General features: G+C 69.8%; 15 protein-coding genes. 6 read left to right on the top strand and 9 right to left on the bottom strand.

From position 1 onward, the window contains the following. Positions 1 to 242: 242 nt before the first annotated feature. From ACGFJ2_RS37690 to ACGFJ2_RS37700, 3 genes are read right to left on the bottom strand one after another with little or no spacing between them, the layout of a single operon-like run. A complete protein-coding gene (locus ACGFJ2_RS37690) occupies positions 243 to 1,079 on the bottom strand; it encodes an SDR family NAD(P)-dependent oxidoreductase (RefSeq protein ID WP_357940159.1) in 837 nt (278 codons plus the stop codon). Further along, positions 1,076 to 1,912, bottom strand: coding sequence for an NAD(P)H-binding protein (locus tag ACGFJ2_RS37695; RefSeq protein ID WP_393476699.1), 837 nt, complete (start codon positions 1,910 to 1,912; stop codon positions 1,076 to 1,078). Before ACGFJ2_RS37695 ends, ACGFJ2_RS37690 begins: the two co-directional genes overlap by 4 nt. Positions 1,913 to 1,918: 6 nt before the next feature. Further along, positions 1,919 to 2,647 carry an SDR family NAD(P)-dependent oxidoreductase gene (locus tag ACGFJ2_RS37700; RefSeq protein ID WP_357940163.1) on the bottom strand — a complete coding sequence of 243 codons (729 nt, stop codon included), beginning with the start codon at positions 2,645 to 2,647 and terminating at the stop codon, positions 1,919 to 1,921. Positions 2,648 to 2,722: 75 nt separating this feature from the next. Here ACGFJ2_RS37700 and ACGFJ2_RS37705 point away from each other — a divergent pair, with 75 nt between their 5' ends. After that, a complete protein-coding gene (locus ACGFJ2_RS37705; protein WP_357940165.1) occupies positions 2,723 to 3,613 on the top strand; it encodes a LysR family transcriptional regulator in 891 nt (296 codons plus the stop codon). 707 nt (positions 3,614 to 4,320) lie between these two features. Further along, positions 4,321 to 4,800, top strand: a complete 480-nt coding sequence (locus ACGFJ2_RS37710; RefSeq protein WP_357940167.1) for a cupin domain-containing protein — start codon at positions 4,321 to 4,323, stop codon at positions 4,798 to 4,800. 60 nt (positions 4,801 to 4,860) lie between these two features. Here ACGFJ2_RS37710 and ACGFJ2_RS37715 read toward each other — a convergent pair whose 3' ends face one another. The 5 genes from ACGFJ2_RS37715 to ACGFJ2_RS37735 form a co-directional block, all read right to left on the bottom strand. Beyond that, positions 4,861 to 7,515 carry a LuxR C-terminal-related transcriptional regulator gene (locus tag ACGFJ2_RS37715; protein ID WP_393476704.1) on the bottom strand — a complete coding sequence of 885 codons (2,655 nt, stop codon included), beginning with the start codon at positions 7,513 to 7,515 and terminating at the stop codon, positions 4,861 to 4,863. Positions 7,516 to 7,831: 316 nt separating this feature from the next. Further along, complete coding sequence (locus ACGFJ2_RS37720; RefSeq protein ID WP_357940171.1) at positions 7,832 to 8,452, bottom strand: GAF domain-containing protein; 621 nt, start codon at positions 8,450 to 8,452, stop codon at positions 7,832 to 7,834. After that, the gene (locus ACGFJ2_RS37725; protein ID WP_357940173.1) at positions 8,442 to 9,314 is read right to left on the bottom strand and encodes a S8 family serine peptidase; all 873 of its coding nucleotides are present in this window, start codon (positions 9,312 to 9,314) and stop codon (positions 8,442 to 8,444) included. The genes ACGFJ2_RS37720 and ACGFJ2_RS37725 overlap by 11 nt, the downstream gene beginning before the upstream one ends. After that, positions 9,311 to 12,331 (bottom strand): AAA family ATPase, encoded by a 3,021-nt coding sequence (locus tag ACGFJ2_RS37730; protein ID WP_393476708.1) that lies wholly within the window; start codon positions 12,329 to 12,331, stop codon positions 9,311 to 9,313. Before ACGFJ2_RS37730 ends, ACGFJ2_RS37725 begins: the two co-directional genes overlap by 4 nt. Then, positions 12,328 to 12,528, bottom strand: a complete 201-nt coding sequence (locus tag ACGFJ2_RS37735) for an aroma-sacti cluster domain-containing protein (RefSeq protein ID WP_357940177.1) — start codon at positions 12,526 to 12,528, stop codon at positions 12,328 to 12,330. Before ACGFJ2_RS37735 ends, ACGFJ2_RS37730 begins: the two co-directional genes overlap by 4 nt. Before the next feature lie 182 nt (positions 12,529 to 12,710). Here ACGFJ2_RS37735 and ACGFJ2_RS37740 point away from each other — a divergent pair, with 182 nt between their 5' ends. The 4 genes from ACGFJ2_RS37740 to ACGFJ2_RS37755 all read left to right on the top strand — a co-directional run bounded on the left by ACGFJ2_RS37740 (position 12,711) and on the right by ACGFJ2_RS37755 (position 16,276). Continuing rightward, positions 12,711 to 12,992: a StsA-related sactipeptide RiPP gene (locus tag ACGFJ2_RS37740; protein ID WP_357940179.1), complete on the top strand. Its 282-nt coding sequence runs from the start codon at positions 12,711 to 12,713 to the stop codon at positions 12,990 to 12,992. Between the two features lie 87 nt (positions 12,993 to 13,079). Next, positions 13,080 to 14,522 (top strand): StsB family radical SAM/SPASM domain sactipeptide maturase, encoded by a 1,443-nt coding sequence (gene stsB, locus ACGFJ2_RS37745; RefSeq protein ID WP_357940181.1) that lies wholly within the window; start codon positions 13,080 to 13,082, stop codon positions 14,520 to 14,522. Positions 14,523 to 14,534: 12 nt separating this feature from the next. Next, a complete protein-coding gene (locus ACGFJ2_RS37750; protein WP_393476713.1) occupies positions 14,535 to 14,813 on the top strand; it encodes a PqqD family protein in 279 nt (92 codons plus the stop codon). Then, positions 14,810 to 16,276: an NAD(P)/FAD-dependent oxidoreductase gene (locus ACGFJ2_RS37755; RefSeq protein WP_393476716.1), complete on the top strand. Its 1,467-nt coding sequence runs from the start codon at positions 14,810 to 14,812 to the stop codon at positions 16,274 to 16,276. Before ACGFJ2_RS37750 ends, ACGFJ2_RS37755 begins: the two co-directional genes overlap by 4 nt. On the opposite strand, the gene ACGFJ2_RS37760 is transcribed toward ACGFJ2_RS37755, so the two are convergent. Continuing rightward, entirely contained in the window at positions 16,236 to 16,955 is a 720-nt protein-coding gene (locus ACGFJ2_RS37760; protein WP_357940185.1) for a response regulator transcription factor, read from the bottom strand. The two genes, ACGFJ2_RS37755 and ACGFJ2_RS37760, sit on opposite strands and share 41 nt — an antisense overlap. Between the last annotated feature and the right edge of the window lie 70 nt (positions 16,956 to 17,025).

Below are 17,025 nucleotides of genomic sequence, written 5' to 3' on the forward strand. Positions count from 1 at the left end.
CGGATGTGACAACTGGGCAAGCGCTCAGCTGGTTCCGTGTTGGTCGTCGGTATGGCGGCTGATATGGCGAGCGCCTGGCCTTGTGTAAGGCCAGGCGCTCGGCGTGATCAGGAAGCTGATGTTCCTGCTCGTGTCAGAACCTGCATGACCTCGGCTTCCGGGTCGCAACGCGAGCGACTCGGAGTGAGGTGAGGGTGCTGAAGAAGGGGTCAGGAAATCGTTCATGGCCCCCTTCGACGAGCTCAGGGATTTCCCTGTGCCTCAAGCGAGAGCTCCTGCCAGTCGGCCCAAGTCTTGAGCCTGTCGGCATAAGCCTGCTGGAGCATCGGATAGAAGCCCACCCCGAACATGACGCGCAGCGGCGGCTTCTCGGAATCGACCAGTTTGAGGAGCGCCTGGGCGGCGGCGGCAGGGTCGCCGGCCGGTTGCTTTCCGGCCATAGCGCCGAGTCGTTGACGGAGCTCCGTATAAGCCGGATCAGGCTGAGCCACGAAACCGTTGTTGAGCGGGTCAGGATTCTTACCGGCCCGGGTCGCGAAGCCGCCGGGCTCGATAATGGTCACCTTGATCCCGAATTCGGCGACTTCGCCGGCGAGGGCCTCGTTCAATCCCTCAAGGGCCCACTTGGACGCGTGGTAGGCCCCGCCGAGCGGCATGGCGATGACCCCGGCGGCCGAGGAGAGCTGGATGATGTGCCCTGAGCCCTGTTCGCGAAGGTAGGGCAGAGCGGCCTGGACGACCCAGACGGCGCCGAACAGGTTCGTCTCCATCTGGTTGCGCAGCTGCTGCTCGGTCAGTTCTTCGACCGCGCCGATCTGGGCGTAACCGGCGTTGTTCACGATGACGTCGAGCCGCCCGAAGTGCGCATGTGCCCGCTTGACGCTCTCGAAGACGGCGGCCCGATCGGTGACGTCGAGCTCCAGCGGAAGCAGCGCATCGCCGTAGGTGGTGATCAGGTCATCGAAGCCCGCGATGCTTCGGGCGGTCGCGACCACCTGGTCGCCCCGGGACAGAGCGGCCTCGACGAATTCACGGCCCAGGCCGCGGGAGGAACCGGTGATGAACCAAATCTTGCTCATGAGGTCTCTCCAAAGGCAGCTGCGTTGTCGCGGGCCCAGTCGGCGAAGGTGAGCGCCGACCGGCCGAGCAGATCGTCGACGGTCGTGGTGGTGGGGCCGGGGCGGTCGGCATAGTCAGCCAGTGAGCCCAGCAGGCGGGCGGGGACCTCCTCTGGCAGGCCCTGGGCGAGCATCGCCCGCCGTACCTGCCCGGCGGGGAGCTCGACGAAGGACAGCTCCCGGCCGAGAGCGGCGCCGAGCAGACGCACCTTCTCGAACTGGTTCAGTGACTGCGGGCCGGTCAACGTGTGGACAGCGCCGGCATGGAGGCCACGCAGAGCCTGTACGGCTACCGCGGCGATGTCGGATTCGTGGATCGGGGAGGTGACGGCGTGGCCATAGGCGCCGCGCACCACGTCACCGTCCCGCAGCTGCGGAGCCCAGGCCAAGGCGTTGGCGGCGAAGTCGGCCAGGCGCAGGATGGTCCAGTCCAGGCCGGAACCAGTGACGAGGTCCTCGGCGAGCTTGAACTGGGCGGCGAAGCGGGCCTCACCCGCCGGATACCGCACAGTGGTGGCCGACAGGAGCACCGCTCGCCGTACACCCCGCTCGACCGCGAGCCTCAGCAGTTCGCCGAGGCCGGGGCCGGTGGCGCGCGGGCTGATCTGGATCGCTTCCACACCCTCCAACTCGGCCTCGATCCACTGGGGGTGGAACAGGTCGCCGCTGACGGGCCGCACGTCGTCGGGGAGCAGGGCCCCGCGCGTGGTGGCGGCGACGGTCGCGCCCTCCTGGAGCAGCAAGTTCATCACGGAGCGGCCGACGACGCCGTTGGCTCCGGTGAGCAGGATCATGGCTGGTCACCAGCCCACGACGCCGAGGCGGTCGATGAAGATCCCGGTCGGCCCGTCAGCGCCCAGCGTCGCGAGCCGGATGAACGGGTCGGTGCCCTCGGTGACGGTCAACTGGCCCATGTGATTGTTCATATCGGTGGCGGCGAACTTGTGGTTGGCGACCTCGCCCGGGGTGAGGGCGTTGAACTTGATGTCAGGATGCGCCTGGGCGTATCTGAGAGTGACCATGTTCAGGGCCGCCTTGGATGAGCTGTAGGCGAGCTCGTGGAGCTGTGTCCCTGGTTGCGCCGGGTCGCTCTGCACCGCGAAAGAGCCGATGGCGCTGGACACCATGACCACCCGCGGATTGTCCGACGCCCGTAGCAGGGGGAGGAAGGCGTTGGTGACCCTGATGGGCCCGTACACGTTGGTGTCATAGACGGAATGGATCTCCTCGATCGTGGTGTCGGCGGGCTTGGCCGCCTTGCCGGGCGCACCCGCGTTGTTGATCAGGACGTCCAACCGGTCGGTGTGCTCGCTGACGAGCCGGACGGCGTCCGCCACCGATGCGTCGCAGGTCACGTCGAGCGGGACCAGGACCACGTTCACGCCATCGATGGCCAGCTTCTCGGCTGCTGTCCGTCCACGACCCTCATCGCGCGAGCCGAGGAAGACCGTCCAACCCTGCTCGCCGAGCCGCCGGGCGGCTTCCAGGCCGAGGCCCTTGTTGGCTCCGGTGATAAGTGCTTTCGTCATGGATCCAGCATCGAGCCAGGTCAAAGGCGGAACAATGTAAGCTTCATTGGGCGATCAATAACATAGGGATTATTTGTGGAGCTAAGGGATATCGAGATCTTCTTGACGCTGGCTGAAGAGCTCCACTTCGGCCGCACCGCCGAACGACTCCACGTTTCCCAGGCCCGGGTCAGCCAGGCCATCAGCAAACAGGAACGGCGCCTGGGCGTGGCATTGTTCGACCGCACCAGCAGGCGCGTGGCCCTGACCTCGGTCGGCAGGCGCCTCGTTGAGGACCTGCAGCAGGCCCTCGACCTCCTCCGCGCAGGGCTCGCGCGCGCCGAGGCCGCGGGGCTGGGCGCGGGGCTGAGCCTACGTGTGGGCGTCTTCGGTTACGCCGGACATGTTCTCGAACCCCTCATCGCTGCGTTCCGCGCCCGTCATCCTGGCGTTGACGTCCAGTTCGGCGAGGTCAACGGCGTCGACCCGTTCAAGGCCGTACGTAGCGGAGACCACGATGTGAACGTGCTGTGGCTGCCCGTCATCGAAGCGGACCTCACCGTCGGACCCGTCCTGTACACCGGGCGCCGCGTGCTGGCGGTGGCGGCCGACCATCCGCTGGTCGAGCGCGGTCACGCGACCCTGGAGGACCTGGCCGACAACCACGTCATCGACTTCGGGGCGGACGCTCCCGAGTATTGGGTGGCGTCCATGATTCCGATGCGCACACCGTCGGGGCGCCGGATTCCACGCGGGCCGATCGCGCGGACCTTCCACGAGATCGTCTCCCTGGTCTCTTCCGGGCGGTGCGTCCAGCCGATCGGCGAGATCGCTGCCCGCTATGGCAGCCCTCCGGGGATGGTCTTCTTGCCCATGCCCGACGCGCCCGTTCTCCAGTGGGCCATGACGTGGCGCACCACCGCCGACAGTCCCATCATCCGGGCGCTGGCCCAGACCGCCGCCGACCTCGGGCCGATCGTGTTGTGATCAGAGGCCGCCGTCGCGTCGGAGGGTGCCGACGGCGCCGGCCGAGCACCCAGGCCCGATCCCCGGCAAGATCCTGGGCGTGCACGTGGTCAAGGATCTGGACTTGGTTCCAGATCCCCCTCGACGAGTTCGGGCGGGCGGCGGGAACCTGCTGACCCGTCGCACCAACGACTCGGGCCGAGTACCTGACCGCCCACGATGCTATGGTCCGGCCATGGCTCAACAGCGATCAACGGGACCGACCGGCTTCAGGTAGCGCGCCAGGAAATACCTGGTGGTGCTACCCAGGGAGCCTCATGTCCCGCACTGCCCATCACATCGCTCGTCCGCTCCTCCGCAGGGGAGCCCCATGGCGATCGGTGGCGATAGTCGATCTCCGTTACAGCGCCGCATGCCTGCGACAGGCACGGCAGGCCGGTCGTCGGCCACGTCCGATGTCCCTCCGCCACAAGGTCGACGTCTACTCCTGGGCCAGGTCCGATCCCCGAGATCGGTGGGTATCAGAGTGGGCCGACATCGAGGAGCGCCGGGCACGCCAACGCCTGCGTCTCAGGCTCGAAGCCATCCGCCAGACGATCAACGCCACAAGCGGTGACTCCCTGGCCATCGATGATCTTGAAGTCCACCCGGCGCGACACCGTCGCAACGCCATCTGGCTGTACTGATCACGGAATACCGCACTCATCAGAGAGAGGTTTCGATGCGCCATGACCTATCCACCACCGACCTATGACGGTGACGCCGGCGAGCTGAGCGCGACGTACCGGCGCCCGGATGCCGTGCCGGAGCTGATCTATCCGAGCGGTAACACGGTGCACTACCTGGCGACCGGCGCGTCGACCAACGGACAGTTCGGGCTGTACCGCTGGGAAATGGGACCGGAGCCCAGTGGCCCCGCGGCGCACTTCCATCGGTCGATCTCCGAGTCGTTCTACATCCTGTCCGGCAGCGTGCGTATCTACGACGGGCGGCGCTGGATCGACACGACGCCGGGCGATTACGTGCATGTCCCGGAGGGTGGCGTACACGCCTTTCGTAATGAGTCGGGGGCGCCGGCGTCGATGCTGCTGCACTTCGCGCCGGGCGCGCCACGAGAGGGTTACTTCGAGGGGCTGCTGACCCTGGCGGGCAAGAGCGAGGAGGAGAGGGCGGAGTTCTTCCGCGAGCACGACACGTACTGGCTGTGACTTTCGCGAGCACGACACGTACTGGCTATGAATTCGACGAGCCCGACAACAGGCCCGCATTCAGCAGGTGTCACCCTGGGGGAGATCCTCGTCCTCGGCGTCCGGCTGGCCCAGCACCTGCGCGAGTGCGTCGCGCCCGGACACCCCGAGCTTGGCGTACACCCGGCCCAGATGGTTGTTGACGGTTCGGAGCGAGAGGCCGAGGCGGTCGGCGACGGCGCGGCCGGGCAATCCCGCCGCGGTCAGCTTCGCCACCTGCAGCTCTCGAGGAGTCAACGACACATCGAGAGTCCCCGTCAGGTCCGTCAGCGGTGTGCGGGCGCCGTCGCACTCGGTGAGCAGCTCACGGGCGAGCACGAGCGCGGCCTTGGCCGCCGTACGCCGGCGCGCCCCGGCATGCAGCCGGTGGGCTGTCGCGGCCGCCTCCGCTGCGGGCAGCAGGTGGCCGAGGCGATGGAGCCGCTCGGCCGCCTCCGCGAGCAGGTGGGCGTCGTCCGTGGCCAGCGCGGTGGCCATCGTGGCGAAGGCCGCCGTCGCGGGTGCGGCGGTGTTCCTGGCGAGTTGGTGCAGCCTGTCGCACACCTCTTTCGCGGCGCCGAACCGCGCGGCGTCGAACAACGCCAGGGCCTCGATCATCGGCACTCCGGCCTTGCCCGCGGTCTTCGCGGCCCCGAGGGCGTGCCCGGCGGCGCTGGAGAGATCGAGCGCGGCGGCGGCGACCCAGGCGCGGTCGCGCTCGATCCAGGCGTCGAAGAGCGCGCCTCGTGGTGGGGGGCTGGCGTCCATTCGGCAGAGCCACGCGTCCGCCTGGACGGTGTCTCCCGCCATCGCGTACGCGCCGGCCAGCTCGGCCAGGTAGACAGCCGGTAATCGCAGCGGATCGTGTTCGCCGAGTAATACGATCGCCTCGCGCAGCGCCTGCTGGGCCGGCTTCACGCGTCCCTGAGCCTTCGCCACGAAGCCACGTACGATCGCCCACATGCCGACCATGGGTGCCGCCTGCCGCGTCTCGACGGCTTCTCGATAGGCGAGGTCCACGGCCTTGGCCGCGGTGGTGAGAGCGCCCGCGAGCGCCAGGGCGACGCATCTGGCGGCGCCGACCTGAGCCTCTGTCCACGGCGAGGCGACCTCCAGACCGGTGGCGCTCGCTCGTTCGACGAGGCGGATGTCTCCCATGAGACCCGCGGCGAGCACGACCGCCGTGGCCGCCCGTGCAGTTGCCTCCGCCGGCAGCCGGGGTCCCGGCCGGGTGAGCAGCGCCGTACCGATGGCGAGAGATCCCGCGACGTGTCCCTCGATCAGCATCGTCCAGGCCCGCACTGCCTCCGCCGCCCGCTCGCCGGTCGGGTTCCCCTGGGCCGGTGCGGCTTCGTGCTGCCAGTATTCGATCTTCTCCCTGACTATCGCCCGCCGGTCGGCGCGTTCTTCGTTGTCGCATTCCCCCGGATCAGGGAGTACGCCGGCCGCGTCGGCGAAGCGGCCCTGCAACGCCAGCACCTCGGCCAGGGTCAGGTTCGCGTCCACCCCGCCGTCGGCGGCACCGGCCGCGGTGGCCAGCCGCTCGGCGACCTCGAGCTCCAACCGTTCGGCGGCGCGTTCGGCGGCGGCCAGCAACTCCTGGCCGGAGGAGCCGAGGCCCGCGGTGCGCCGCCACATGACCAGCTCGAACGCGTCGTCCGCGCGACGGCGTGGCGAGGCGGCCAGGGACCCGGCCAGTCGCGCCCAGATCTCGTGCGCTCGGGCGCGTGGCATGCGTGCCCGGATGACCTCCCCGTACGCGGGTATCGTGAGGCGCGCCTGGTGCCGCGCTCCGGAGGGTTCGACCACCACCAGCCCCTGCCGTTCGGCCCGCACCACGGCGGAGTGCCCGGTGAGCTCCTCGAGCACGGGCTGGCCGAGCGGCTCCTTACAGGCGAGCACCTCGAGTACGGCCAGTACGGCCGGATCGTCGACCTGCATCTGCGCCTCGATCAGATCACCGAGCCGGCCGGTTATCCGCAGCTCGCCACTCAGATGCCAGAGGCCGTCGCGGCGCAGCAGCGCGGATCCCTCCAGCGCGGACTGCGCGAGTTCGCGCAGCACGAGCGGGTTGCCGGCGGACAGCCGACGGAACGTGTGCCGCGTGACGGCGTCCAGCGGACCGCCCAGGCCGCGCTCAAGCAGGGTGTCCACCTCGCTGTCGCTCAGCGGTCGCAGCTCGACGCGGCGGGCCACCCCTTCCTTCCATAACGCCGTCATCACGTCGGGTGCCGTGTGCCCCTGCCGTACGGTGAGCAGCACGAAGGTCCGTGTGTGTACGGCGAGCTGGTACACCAGCGCGGCCGAGACGTCGTCGAGCAGATGGGTGTCGTCCACGACGAACACGGGCCGCTTCCCGGGGGGAACGCTGAAACGTTCCACGATCTGGCCGAAGATGTGCGCGGTGACGGGCTCCGCGGCGTCGTGTGGGAGCGCGAGATGCAGCAATGATCCCAAGGGGATCGCCCCGGCGGCACGGGTCCCCGTCGCCCAGGCCGTCGGGTGACCCGCCGCTGCGAGCCGCGCGACCGCCTCCCTGGCCAGGCGCGTCCGGCCCACTCCCGGCGGTCCCACGATCACCACGCCGCCGACGTCCGCCTGCCTCGCCGCTGACAGGACCGTGCGCAGCGCGGCGGCGCGCCCGACGAGTGGCCAAAGGTTCCCGGGGCGTCCGTCATGCGGATGGCTGTCTGCCATGTCGTCCCTTCCGGATGTCGTCACACTGCGACGTCGTGCCCTGACCGGAGATGCCCCCAGCGGCGACTCTCATGCCGCGTCCCCCGCCCGAAAGTCAGGCAGGTCCTTGATCTTCTCCACGTGAAGCGTGCTCCCCTTTGGCGCCCTTCAAACAGGCTTGGCCGGGCGGTGACCGCGCGTCACGGTGTCCGGACGCGCCAATAGCCACCCGCTTGAGGCCGCTCAGTCCCAAAGGGCCTAAAGGGGTGGTCCGGAAGGCGCGGCGACCGCCCGCGGAAGAGAACGGAACGGCGCCCCGCGACGGCGGAGGGCTCCGTTACGGTGCGAGGAGTTCGTCGGCGATGGCGAGCAGGCGTACGACTGCCGCGTCCGACGACCGGTCCCTGCCCCGCAGCCTCTCGCCGATCCGCCGCAGCAGCGCGTTCGGGTCGGCGAGAGGCTCCCGGCCATCACTCCGCCGGACGCGGAGCAGGAGTTCCAGGGCGCAGGCGGCCTGCGTGGCGAACATCCCCAGGAGCTCCATGTCGTCCAGATCGCTGCGGGAGGCCGTGCGATCCAGCACCTCCAGAACGCCCACGCATTCCTCGAACCGGATGAGCGGTGCCGCCATGATGGTCCGCGGGACGTAACCGGTGGATTCCGCGGCGTCCTGGGCGAACTGCGTCACGGCCGACACATCATCTGCGACCATCGGCTGCCCGCTCGCCGCGACCCAGCCGGCGATCCCGGTTCCCGCCGGAAAGTGGCTCCCGACCAGCTCTTTCTCGCCTTCGCCCGAGACGGCTTCGAAGACCAGGTCACCGGTGTCGGGGTCCACGAGGAAGATGGAGGCGGCGGCGGCGCCGAACATGTGGCGGGCCACCTCGACGATCGACTGCAGCAGCCTGCGTTCGGTGCCGTCCAGCGAATCGGGAGAGTCAGGGAAGTCAGCGGACATGGGGCTCTCCGTTCTGCGTCATGGTGTTGTCCGCGGCCAGGTAGAGGACCGTCTTGAGCTGGAACGGCGTCAGCCACGGATGCTTGCCCAGGATGAGCGCGCAGATGCCGGTGATGTGCGGCGCCGCGAAGCTGTTGCCGGTGCTGCGGATCTCCCGGCCGCCGGGCCAGGCGACCGGCACCCTGACCCCTCGCGCGAGGAACTCCGCGGGGGGCGCGGGGTTGTAGTAGTACGTCATCGGGTCCGCCTCGTCGTGGCTGGCCACCGAGACGACCGAGGAGAACGTCCACGGGTAGCTGAGCACCGGCATGTTGTGCGCCGCGGCGACCAGGAGGCAACGCCGGAAGTACGCGCGGTCGGCGAGCTCGTGCAGGGATTCGCGCAGACCCGACCTCGTGCTGGAAAGACTGAGATTGACCAGGTCATAACCCTGGTCGATGGCCCAGCGCAGCCCGGTCACCAGGGCGTCACCGGTGCCGGACTTCCCGTCGGTGAGCGCGCGTACGGAGGTGATCGCCGCTCCGGGGGCGACCGACCTGATCACTCCGGCGCAGGCCGTGCCGTGCCCGGCCGGGTCGACGGGAGCGCACTCGGCGACGGTCAGTCTGCCCTCGTCCCCGCTGACGACCTCGACCGACCGGTCAAGGCCGCCGATCTTGGGATGGTCGCCCGCCACGCCCGTGTCCACGACGCACACGCGTACTCCGGTGCCGTCGGACCCACCCCATGCCCACTCCCTGGTCACCCCCGCCAGCGGGCTGATTTGGAAGGGCTCCGGGGGCTGCCGCGTGGTGGCCAGACCCCACGCGGGCACACCGGGGAAGTGCGCGCGCTGGTTCCGGCGCCAGGGCGGCGTACTCATCGCAGTCCCTTCATCCAGTCGCGGACGCGCCGCGCCGACAGGGTCGCGCCCTTGCTCAGGTACGCGTCGAGCGCGCGCCGGGCGGGTTCGGCCGGGTCGTGTCCGGCGGCCCGCCGGATCCGGGCGATCTCGACCAGGACGTCCCCTCGAAGACAAGGGTCGTCGGTCGATTCGAGCAGCGCCGCCGCACGGTCCGCGGCGCTCATCGCGTCCGCGTGCTCCCCGTCGAACGAGGCGATCGCGCCTCTCATCGCGAGGACCGTGAGCTCGCCGCGCAGCTGCGGCGGCCCCGCGTCGCCGCGCGCCAGTTCCGCGGCCGCCTGCCGGACGTCTCCCTGCCGGAGGGTCTCCCGCGCCGCGTAGATCTCCAGGGTGACGGCGGGTCCCCCATGGCCTGCCGTACGAAGCGCGGCGGCGGCCCGGCTGAACAGCTCCCTCGCGTCCTGATGGTTGCCGTCCAGGGATTCCACCAGTCCCCGCACCTGGACGACGGCGACCGCCGAGAGGCCGAGGTGTAACTCCTCCGCGTACTGGCCGGCCGTGTCGAGCGACTCACGGGCGCCGCCGAGGTCGCCGGCGAGCGCGAGCAGGCGGGCCCTGGTGACGAGCACCGGCACCAGCAGAGCGCGATCACCGGCGAACCGGGCCAGCAGGTCGGCGCAGAGCGCGAGCCCTTCGGGCACCGGGGTGGGCGACCATTGCACCAGTTCGCACAGCCCGCCGAGCAGCCGGTCCTCCTCGTAGCGGTCGCCCATCGGCCGGGCCAGCGCGAGCCCGTCACGCAGCGCGCGGTCGGCGGCGCCGAACCGGCCTTCCTGGATGTGGACCAGGGCTTGGAGCTGGTGGAAGCGGCACCAGCTCAGGTCGTCTCTGGGGTCGAGCGCCAGCCGTACGCGAAGGGGTTCGAGCTCCGGCGCGCGGGCGCCCGAGCGCAGGGCGAGGACCTCCCGCTGGATCACGCAGGTGAGCTGGGTTCGCGGGTCTTCCGGCAGCAGCTCCTCCGCACGGTCCAGGGCCGCGGCCGCCGCGGCGGCCTCTCCCCGTGTCAGCTCGGCGTCGCTGATGCGGACGGCCAGCGACCGGTGCTCGTCCCTGCCCGGGGGCAGCATCTCCCGGCCCTGCTCCAGCAGCGCGATCGCCGCGGGCAGGTCTCTGCGGTGCAACGCCTGGCCGCCGTCCCTGATGAGCTGGTCCGCGGCCCGGCCGGTCAGCTCGGGCAGGTGCGGGTCGCCGGGGCGTACCTGCCGGGTGAGGCGGCAGGCCGCCAACAGGTGCCGGCTGACGTCTCCGGACGCCGGTCCGAGGAAGGGAGCCTGCTCCGAGGCGTCGCCGGCCCGGTCGCCGAACCAGTCGGCCAGCCTTCGGTGCCAGTCCGCCCGCACCTCCTTGCTCGTCAGCGCGTACACGGTCTCCCGGGTGAGGGTCTGCGCGAACTCGTACGCTCCCGGGAGCGCGCCACGCCGGATGAGGCGCTCGCGCCGCAACCGGCTCAGCGGAGCGGCCGTCATGGCGGGCTCGCCGTCGAAGAGGACCTCCAGCTGTTCCACCGAGAAGGAGTGCCCGATGGTCGCGGCCCGTTCGAGCACCTGGCGCTCGGCCGCGTCCAGCCGATCCAGCCGGGCCCCGAGCAGCGCCTGGATGGTGGGCGGGAGGGAGGCGGCGCCCTCGGCGAGGGTCTCCAGCATCAGCTCGGCGAAGAGCGGGTTGCCGTCCGAGCCGTGGATAACCCGCTGGTACGTGCCGTCGTCGTCGTGGGCGACGACGTCCGCCCGCCCGGCGCGGAGCTCGGCGACGAGCCGCGCCATGTGCGGCGGGCTCATCGGGCCGAGCTCCAGCGCCATGGCGCAGGTCATGCCCCCTCCCCAGGAGGGGCGGGCCTCGTAGAGCTCGGGCCGGGCGACGCAGACGAGGAGGACGGGCACGTCGGCGAGCCATGCCGAGCAGTCCTCGATCAGGTCGAGGAGGGTCGGTTCGGCCCACTGCAGGTTGTCCAGCACCACCACGAGCGGCCGGCGCTGGGCGAGCACCTCGAACAGCGACCGTACGGCCTGCGCGATCTCCGCGACCCCGGGAGTGTCGTCCTGGTACTCCGCGTCACCGCGGCACGCCAGCCCGCGCAGCGCCCGCTCACCTTCCGTGCCCACGGCCTCGGCGATGGCGGGCCAGTCGCCGTTGAGGGCTTCGAGCATCTCCGTGATGGGCCGGTACGTGGCGCCGATGCCGTAGGACGGGCACCGGCCGGCGAGCACGGTCACGTCCTCGGGCAGGTTCGTCAGAAACTCCCTGACGAGCCGGGACTTGCCGATGCCCGGAACACCGAGCAGGGTGGCCATGCAGCACTGCCGCCCGCGTACGACGCGGTCATGGAAGCGCGTCAGCTGCTGCAGCTCCTCGGTCCGGCCGATCAACGGGACCGTGTCGGTCTCCGGCGCGCCGCGATCGGGCTCCACGGTGATGAGCCGCCACGCCCGTACCGGATCTCTCTTGCCCTTGAGCGTGAGCGGGGGGACGCCGTCCAGCAGCGCGTGCCGCCTGACCAGGCGGGCCACGTCGTCGCCCAGGAGGATCTCGCCGCCGCCCGCCGCGGACTGCAGCCGGCTCGCGGTGTTGACCGTGTCACCGATCACCCGCACGTTCGAGCCGGACCCGTCGGCGACCATCACCTCGCCGAAGGCGATGCCGCAATGGGCGTCCAGCCGGACTCCGTGGGTGGGGGCTATCTCGGCGCTGAGCCGGTGCACGGCCGTCATCGCCGCGTCCGCGGCCAGGACGGCCCGCAGCGCGTCGTCCTCCCGGCTGACCGGGACGCCGAACACCGCCATGATCGCGTCGCCGATGTACTTCTCCACGGCGCCGCCGTGCTCGAAGATCTCCGTCCGGCACGCGGCGTAGTAGCGGTCGAGGATGCGCAGGAGCAGTTCGGGGTCGAGACGCTCGGCGAGCTCCGTCGACCCCACGATGTCGATGAACAGGACCACGACGTTACGGCGGGTGGGTCGCGGGTCCCTGTCGCTCATACGAGCTTGAGCTCCTGTCCTTCCACCTCACCGGCGTGGTCGTCCAGACGCTTCTTGATCGAGTTCAGTACGGCGACCTCGGTCTCCGTGAGCGAGGCGAACACGGTTCGCTGCCGCTCATCGAGCAGGTCGATGGGATGCCCGCCCGCCCGCAGCGTGGCCAGCGCGTCGAACCCGCCCGATCCGGTTGCGTTCATGAACCACAAGCCTGAAACGGCTCATCAGGGTTCGCAAGAGATCAGGACACCCACATTCGTGTGGTCTTCGCTCTGCCTGGTGAAAGGCGTTTAGCCCACATTTGTGGGGTTGTGTCGCCTCCGCATCGCCAGCCGATACTCGACCTGCAACGCGTCCCCCCTTAAGACGGAGAGGTGAAGGCATGGCCTTCGATCCGAAGGAAGCCCTGCGCGAAGCCGGCGTCCTGAACGACCCGATCGCCGCGGAAGTCGAGGCGGCGTTCGCCACCTTGACCAAAGAGGAAACCGACCTGCTCATCTCGCTGAAGGACAAGCTTCCCGCCGCACTGCCCGTCGTCATGGCGGGTGGCCAGTGGGCCACGCCCGAGGTCGAGGTGCACAACGAGTCCCCCGAAGCGTCGTGCCTGTGCGGAGCCTGGTCCGGATCCGGGTCCGGGTCCACCCCGACCAAGCCGAACCCCTAGTCCGACGGCCCACGGGTGCGGCCCCGGTCACCTGTCGCCGGACAAGGCCGGGGCCGCGCCTGCCGCTGAGAGCGTGAAGGGAACTGGATGTCTGGGAAGCTGGCCCGGAACCACGCGTTGTTCTACGTACCAGAAGACCTTACCTACTTCGTGCACGCCGGTAATCATCTGGTCGTCAACCCGCATTCCGGCGGTCGGTGTGTCCTCGATTCGCGTGAGTTCGGCGTCCTGCGAGCCTTGACCCGGCCCTACGCGCGGCTCGAAGAGACCGACGAGACCGATCGGGTCCTCGCCAAACTCATTCTGAGCTGGATCGTCTACTACAACGGCAACCATCCGCGGATCAAGCTGAAGGAGCCGCCGCTCCGCATGGCGTACTACGCCATCACCGACGGTTGCAACCTCCGCTGCCCCTACTGTTACGCGTCCTCGGAGAAGTGCCTGCCCGGTGAGCTCAACACCGAGGAGTCGCTCAGCCTGGTCTCCCAGATCGCCGACTTCGGCGCCTCCACCATAGTCTTCACCGGCGGCGAGCCCATGCTCAGGAAAGACCTGTTCCAGATCGTGGAGCATGCCAACCGCAGCGGCCTGACGTCGAACATCATCACCAACGCCACCATGATCAGGACGCCCGCCATGGCGGAGCGGTTCGCCGAGCTGTTCGGCAACGTCACGGTGAGCGTGGACGGCGGCACGGCCGAGACGCACGACCGCACGCGGGGCGCCGGCTCCTTCGCCAAGACCCACCAGGCCCTGCGACTGCTCAACGACGCGGGCGTCGTGCCGATGATCAACCATATCGTCACCTCGGAGAACGTCGAGGAGCTCGAAGGCTTCGCCTCGTTCATGGAGGGGATCGAGGTGAACAGCATCCGGCTGATGTACCACAACAACCTGGGCCGGGGAGAGAGCGACGAGTACGACTTCGGCTGGGACGACCATCTGAGGATCCAGCAGCTCACCTGGACCTCACCCGTCGCCGGCAAGCTGCTCCCGGACGGGCCGAAGACGCTGAAGCTGTGCTCGGTGAAGGCCAACTGCGGGATGGGCGGCAACGAGATCTACATCAACTCGCTGGGCGACGTCTACCCGTGCAAGCTCGTCACGGGACGCTCACACTTCGCGGGCAACGTGAGACGGCAATCCCTGGCGGAGATCTTCGGCAGCCCGGTCCTGTACGACATGCGGACGAGCTCCGTGTTCGGCGGCGACTACCACGCCGACTGCGCGAAGTGCTACATCAAGTCGTCCTGCGGCGGAGGCTGCCGCGCCTCTCACATGGCGGAGTCGGGGGACCTGCGGCGCAACAGCCGTCATCAGTGCAGGATCCTGCGGCACGGCATCGTCACCCAACTCTGGCTGGAATCCGGCGTCGACCCCGCGGAGCTCGCCGAGGATCCCGAAATGCAGACGCCCCGCCTGCTCGTCAACGACGACGTCCATCCGGTCTTCGACGACTGGAAGACCTACGTTCCCCCTTCAGCCGAGGCCGTCAAGGTCCGCGAGCTGCTTCCCATAACGCCGGTATAGAGGAGGTGGAGTGTGTCACTCCAGATCAGTGACTCGGTGATTTGGCAGGAGACCGCGGGGGGCATCTCGCTCTATCACGCCGAAACCGGGGATTTCCACACCCTGAACGAGACCGGTTCCCGGATATGGGAGCTCGTCGCGAGCGACGGGGAGCGGGAGCCGATCGTCGCGAAGCTGTCCCATGCGTTCGCCGGAGACAACCTCGCGATGAGCGTCCGCGTGCTGAAGGACGTGCAGGAGTTCCTCGGCAGCATGATCGAACGGGGTCTGATCGAAGAGCACCCTGCATGACCAGAGCGGTCGTCCTCGGCGGCGGCTTCGCGGGATCGCTGGCCGGCGCCGTGCTCGCCAGGCACGCGGACGACGTGATCGTGATCGAGGACGATCACTATCCGTCCGGTCCCCGTGCCCGGCGGGGACTACCCCAGTCACAGCACAGCCACGTCCTCGTGGCCGGTGGCGCGCGGGCGCTGCAGGAGCTGCTTCCGGGGACTCTCGAAGAGCTCTTCGCGCGCGGCGCGCATCACCGCCGCCTGCCCGGCGACGCGCTGATCCTCGCCGTGGCGGGGTGGTTCCGGCGGCTGGACACCGGGGCGTACCTCATCTCGTGCAGCCGGGGACTCCTGGACCAGGTGGTACGTCAGCGGGCGCTGGGCGCCGTCCCGACCTGGACGGGCACGCGCGCGCTCGGCCTGGTGGGGGACGCGAGCCGGGTCACCGGGGTCGCGGTCAGCCGCGAGGGCGCCGCGCCGGAGACGATCGAGGCGGATCTCGTCGTCGACGCGACCGGGCGCAGATCGAAGGCGCCACGGTGGCTGGCCGAGCTCGGCGGGGCGGAGATCGAGGAGACGACCGTCTCCTCCGGGCTGGCCTACTCCACCCGGGTCTATCAGGCGCCCGCCGAACTCGCCGGCGAGATTCCGGCCATCATGCTGCACCCGCGGCAGGTGGCGGGGCGGCCGGGCCAGGGGGCGACGCTGTTCCCGATCGAGGACGGCCGGTGGATCGTCACCCTGACCGGCACCCGGGGCGGCGAGCCGCCCGCGGACGAGCGGGGCTTCGCGGACTTCGCGCGCTCGCTGCGTGACCCGATCGTGGCGGACCTCATGGCGGCGGCCACACCGCTCGGCGGCATCCGGCCGTACCGTGACACCTCGAACCGGCGAAGGTACTTCGAACGAGCGCGCCTGCCTGTCGGCTTCGTCGCGATCGGTGACGCGGTCGTCGCGGTGAATCCCGTTCACTCGCATGGGATGTCGGTCGCCGCGCTCAGCACGCTGCGGCTGGACAGGGAGCTGACGCGGCGCGGGCTCGATCCGGCCGCCTCCGCCGAACTGCAGGCGGCCATGACGGCGGAGGCGGAATCGTCATGGCGGATGGCACTCGCGCAGGACGCGGGACCCGCCGGGCGGATGGCGGTCGCGGAGGACGCGGGGCCGGGCGGGCGGATGGCGGTCGCAGAGGAGGCGGAACCGGCCGGGCGGCGGGAAGCGACCGCGTTCGAGCGCGAGATTCTCGCCCGCAGGACTCGGGCCCTGCTGAGCAGCCCGGAGCTGGCCGCCGAATTCTTCCGCGCTCAGACCTTGATGCCCGCACGGGCCGAGAAAGACGGATCGGCAGTGGCACGGGCGCTGAGAGGAGAACCGGATCCCCTGCTCACCACGCGGGAAGCCGTCATGCAGTACCCCGCGCTGCACGCATGGTGGGACGCGCTCAACCACGTGCCCGGCGGCCGTGAGCCGAGCCTGCGGTGATGAAGCCGGATTCGTAGGCGATGCCGACCGCGTGCGCCCGGTTCGCCGCCGACAGCTTGGCGAGGATGCGCGCCAGGTGCGAACGGACGGTTCCGGTGCCGATGCCGAGCTTGTCGGCGATACCGGCGTTCGACAGGCCGGCCGCGACGAGCGCCAGCACCTCGGCCTCGCGGCGGGTGAGCTCCGCGAGCCGATGATCGACCCCGGTGGTCACCGCGGCGATGCGATCACGCAGCCGCGTGATCATCGAGCTGGAGATGAACGTGTGCCCGGCGGCGACCAGCCGGATCGCGGGCACGATCTCCTCCACCAGCGACGCCCGGTGCACGAAACCGCCCGCGCCCCCGCGTAGCGCCCGCCCGAGCAGCTCCTCGTCCAGCGCTTCGGAGACCACCACCACCCGCATCCCGTTCCTCGCCTGCGCCGCGACGATCCGGGCGAATTCCACGCCGTCCGCCTGCCGCAGCGCCGCGTTCACCACCGCCACCCTCGGCCGATGCCTGACGACCAGATCGCCCAGCCGGTCGGCGGCGCCGGCCTCGCCCACCACGTAGATGCCGTTGCCCATGTGGAGCACGCTCCTGAGCTTGGCGCGCACCACCCGGTCCGGCTCGCCCACGACGACCCGCAGAATGGGCATGGCCTCGCCGGCAGGGCTCGCGTCAATCGGTTGCGCCACCTGACCACCCGAGTTTGAGCCCGTTTGCTCGACCGGCACACTATGCGCGTCCGGTTCCCGGACAGCCAGA

It is taken from the genome of Nonomuraea sp. NPDC049028 (assembly GCF_043197735.1).
Taxonomy (GTDB): Bacteria; Actinomycetota; Actinomycetes; order Streptosporangiales; family Streptosporangiaceae; genus Nonomuraea.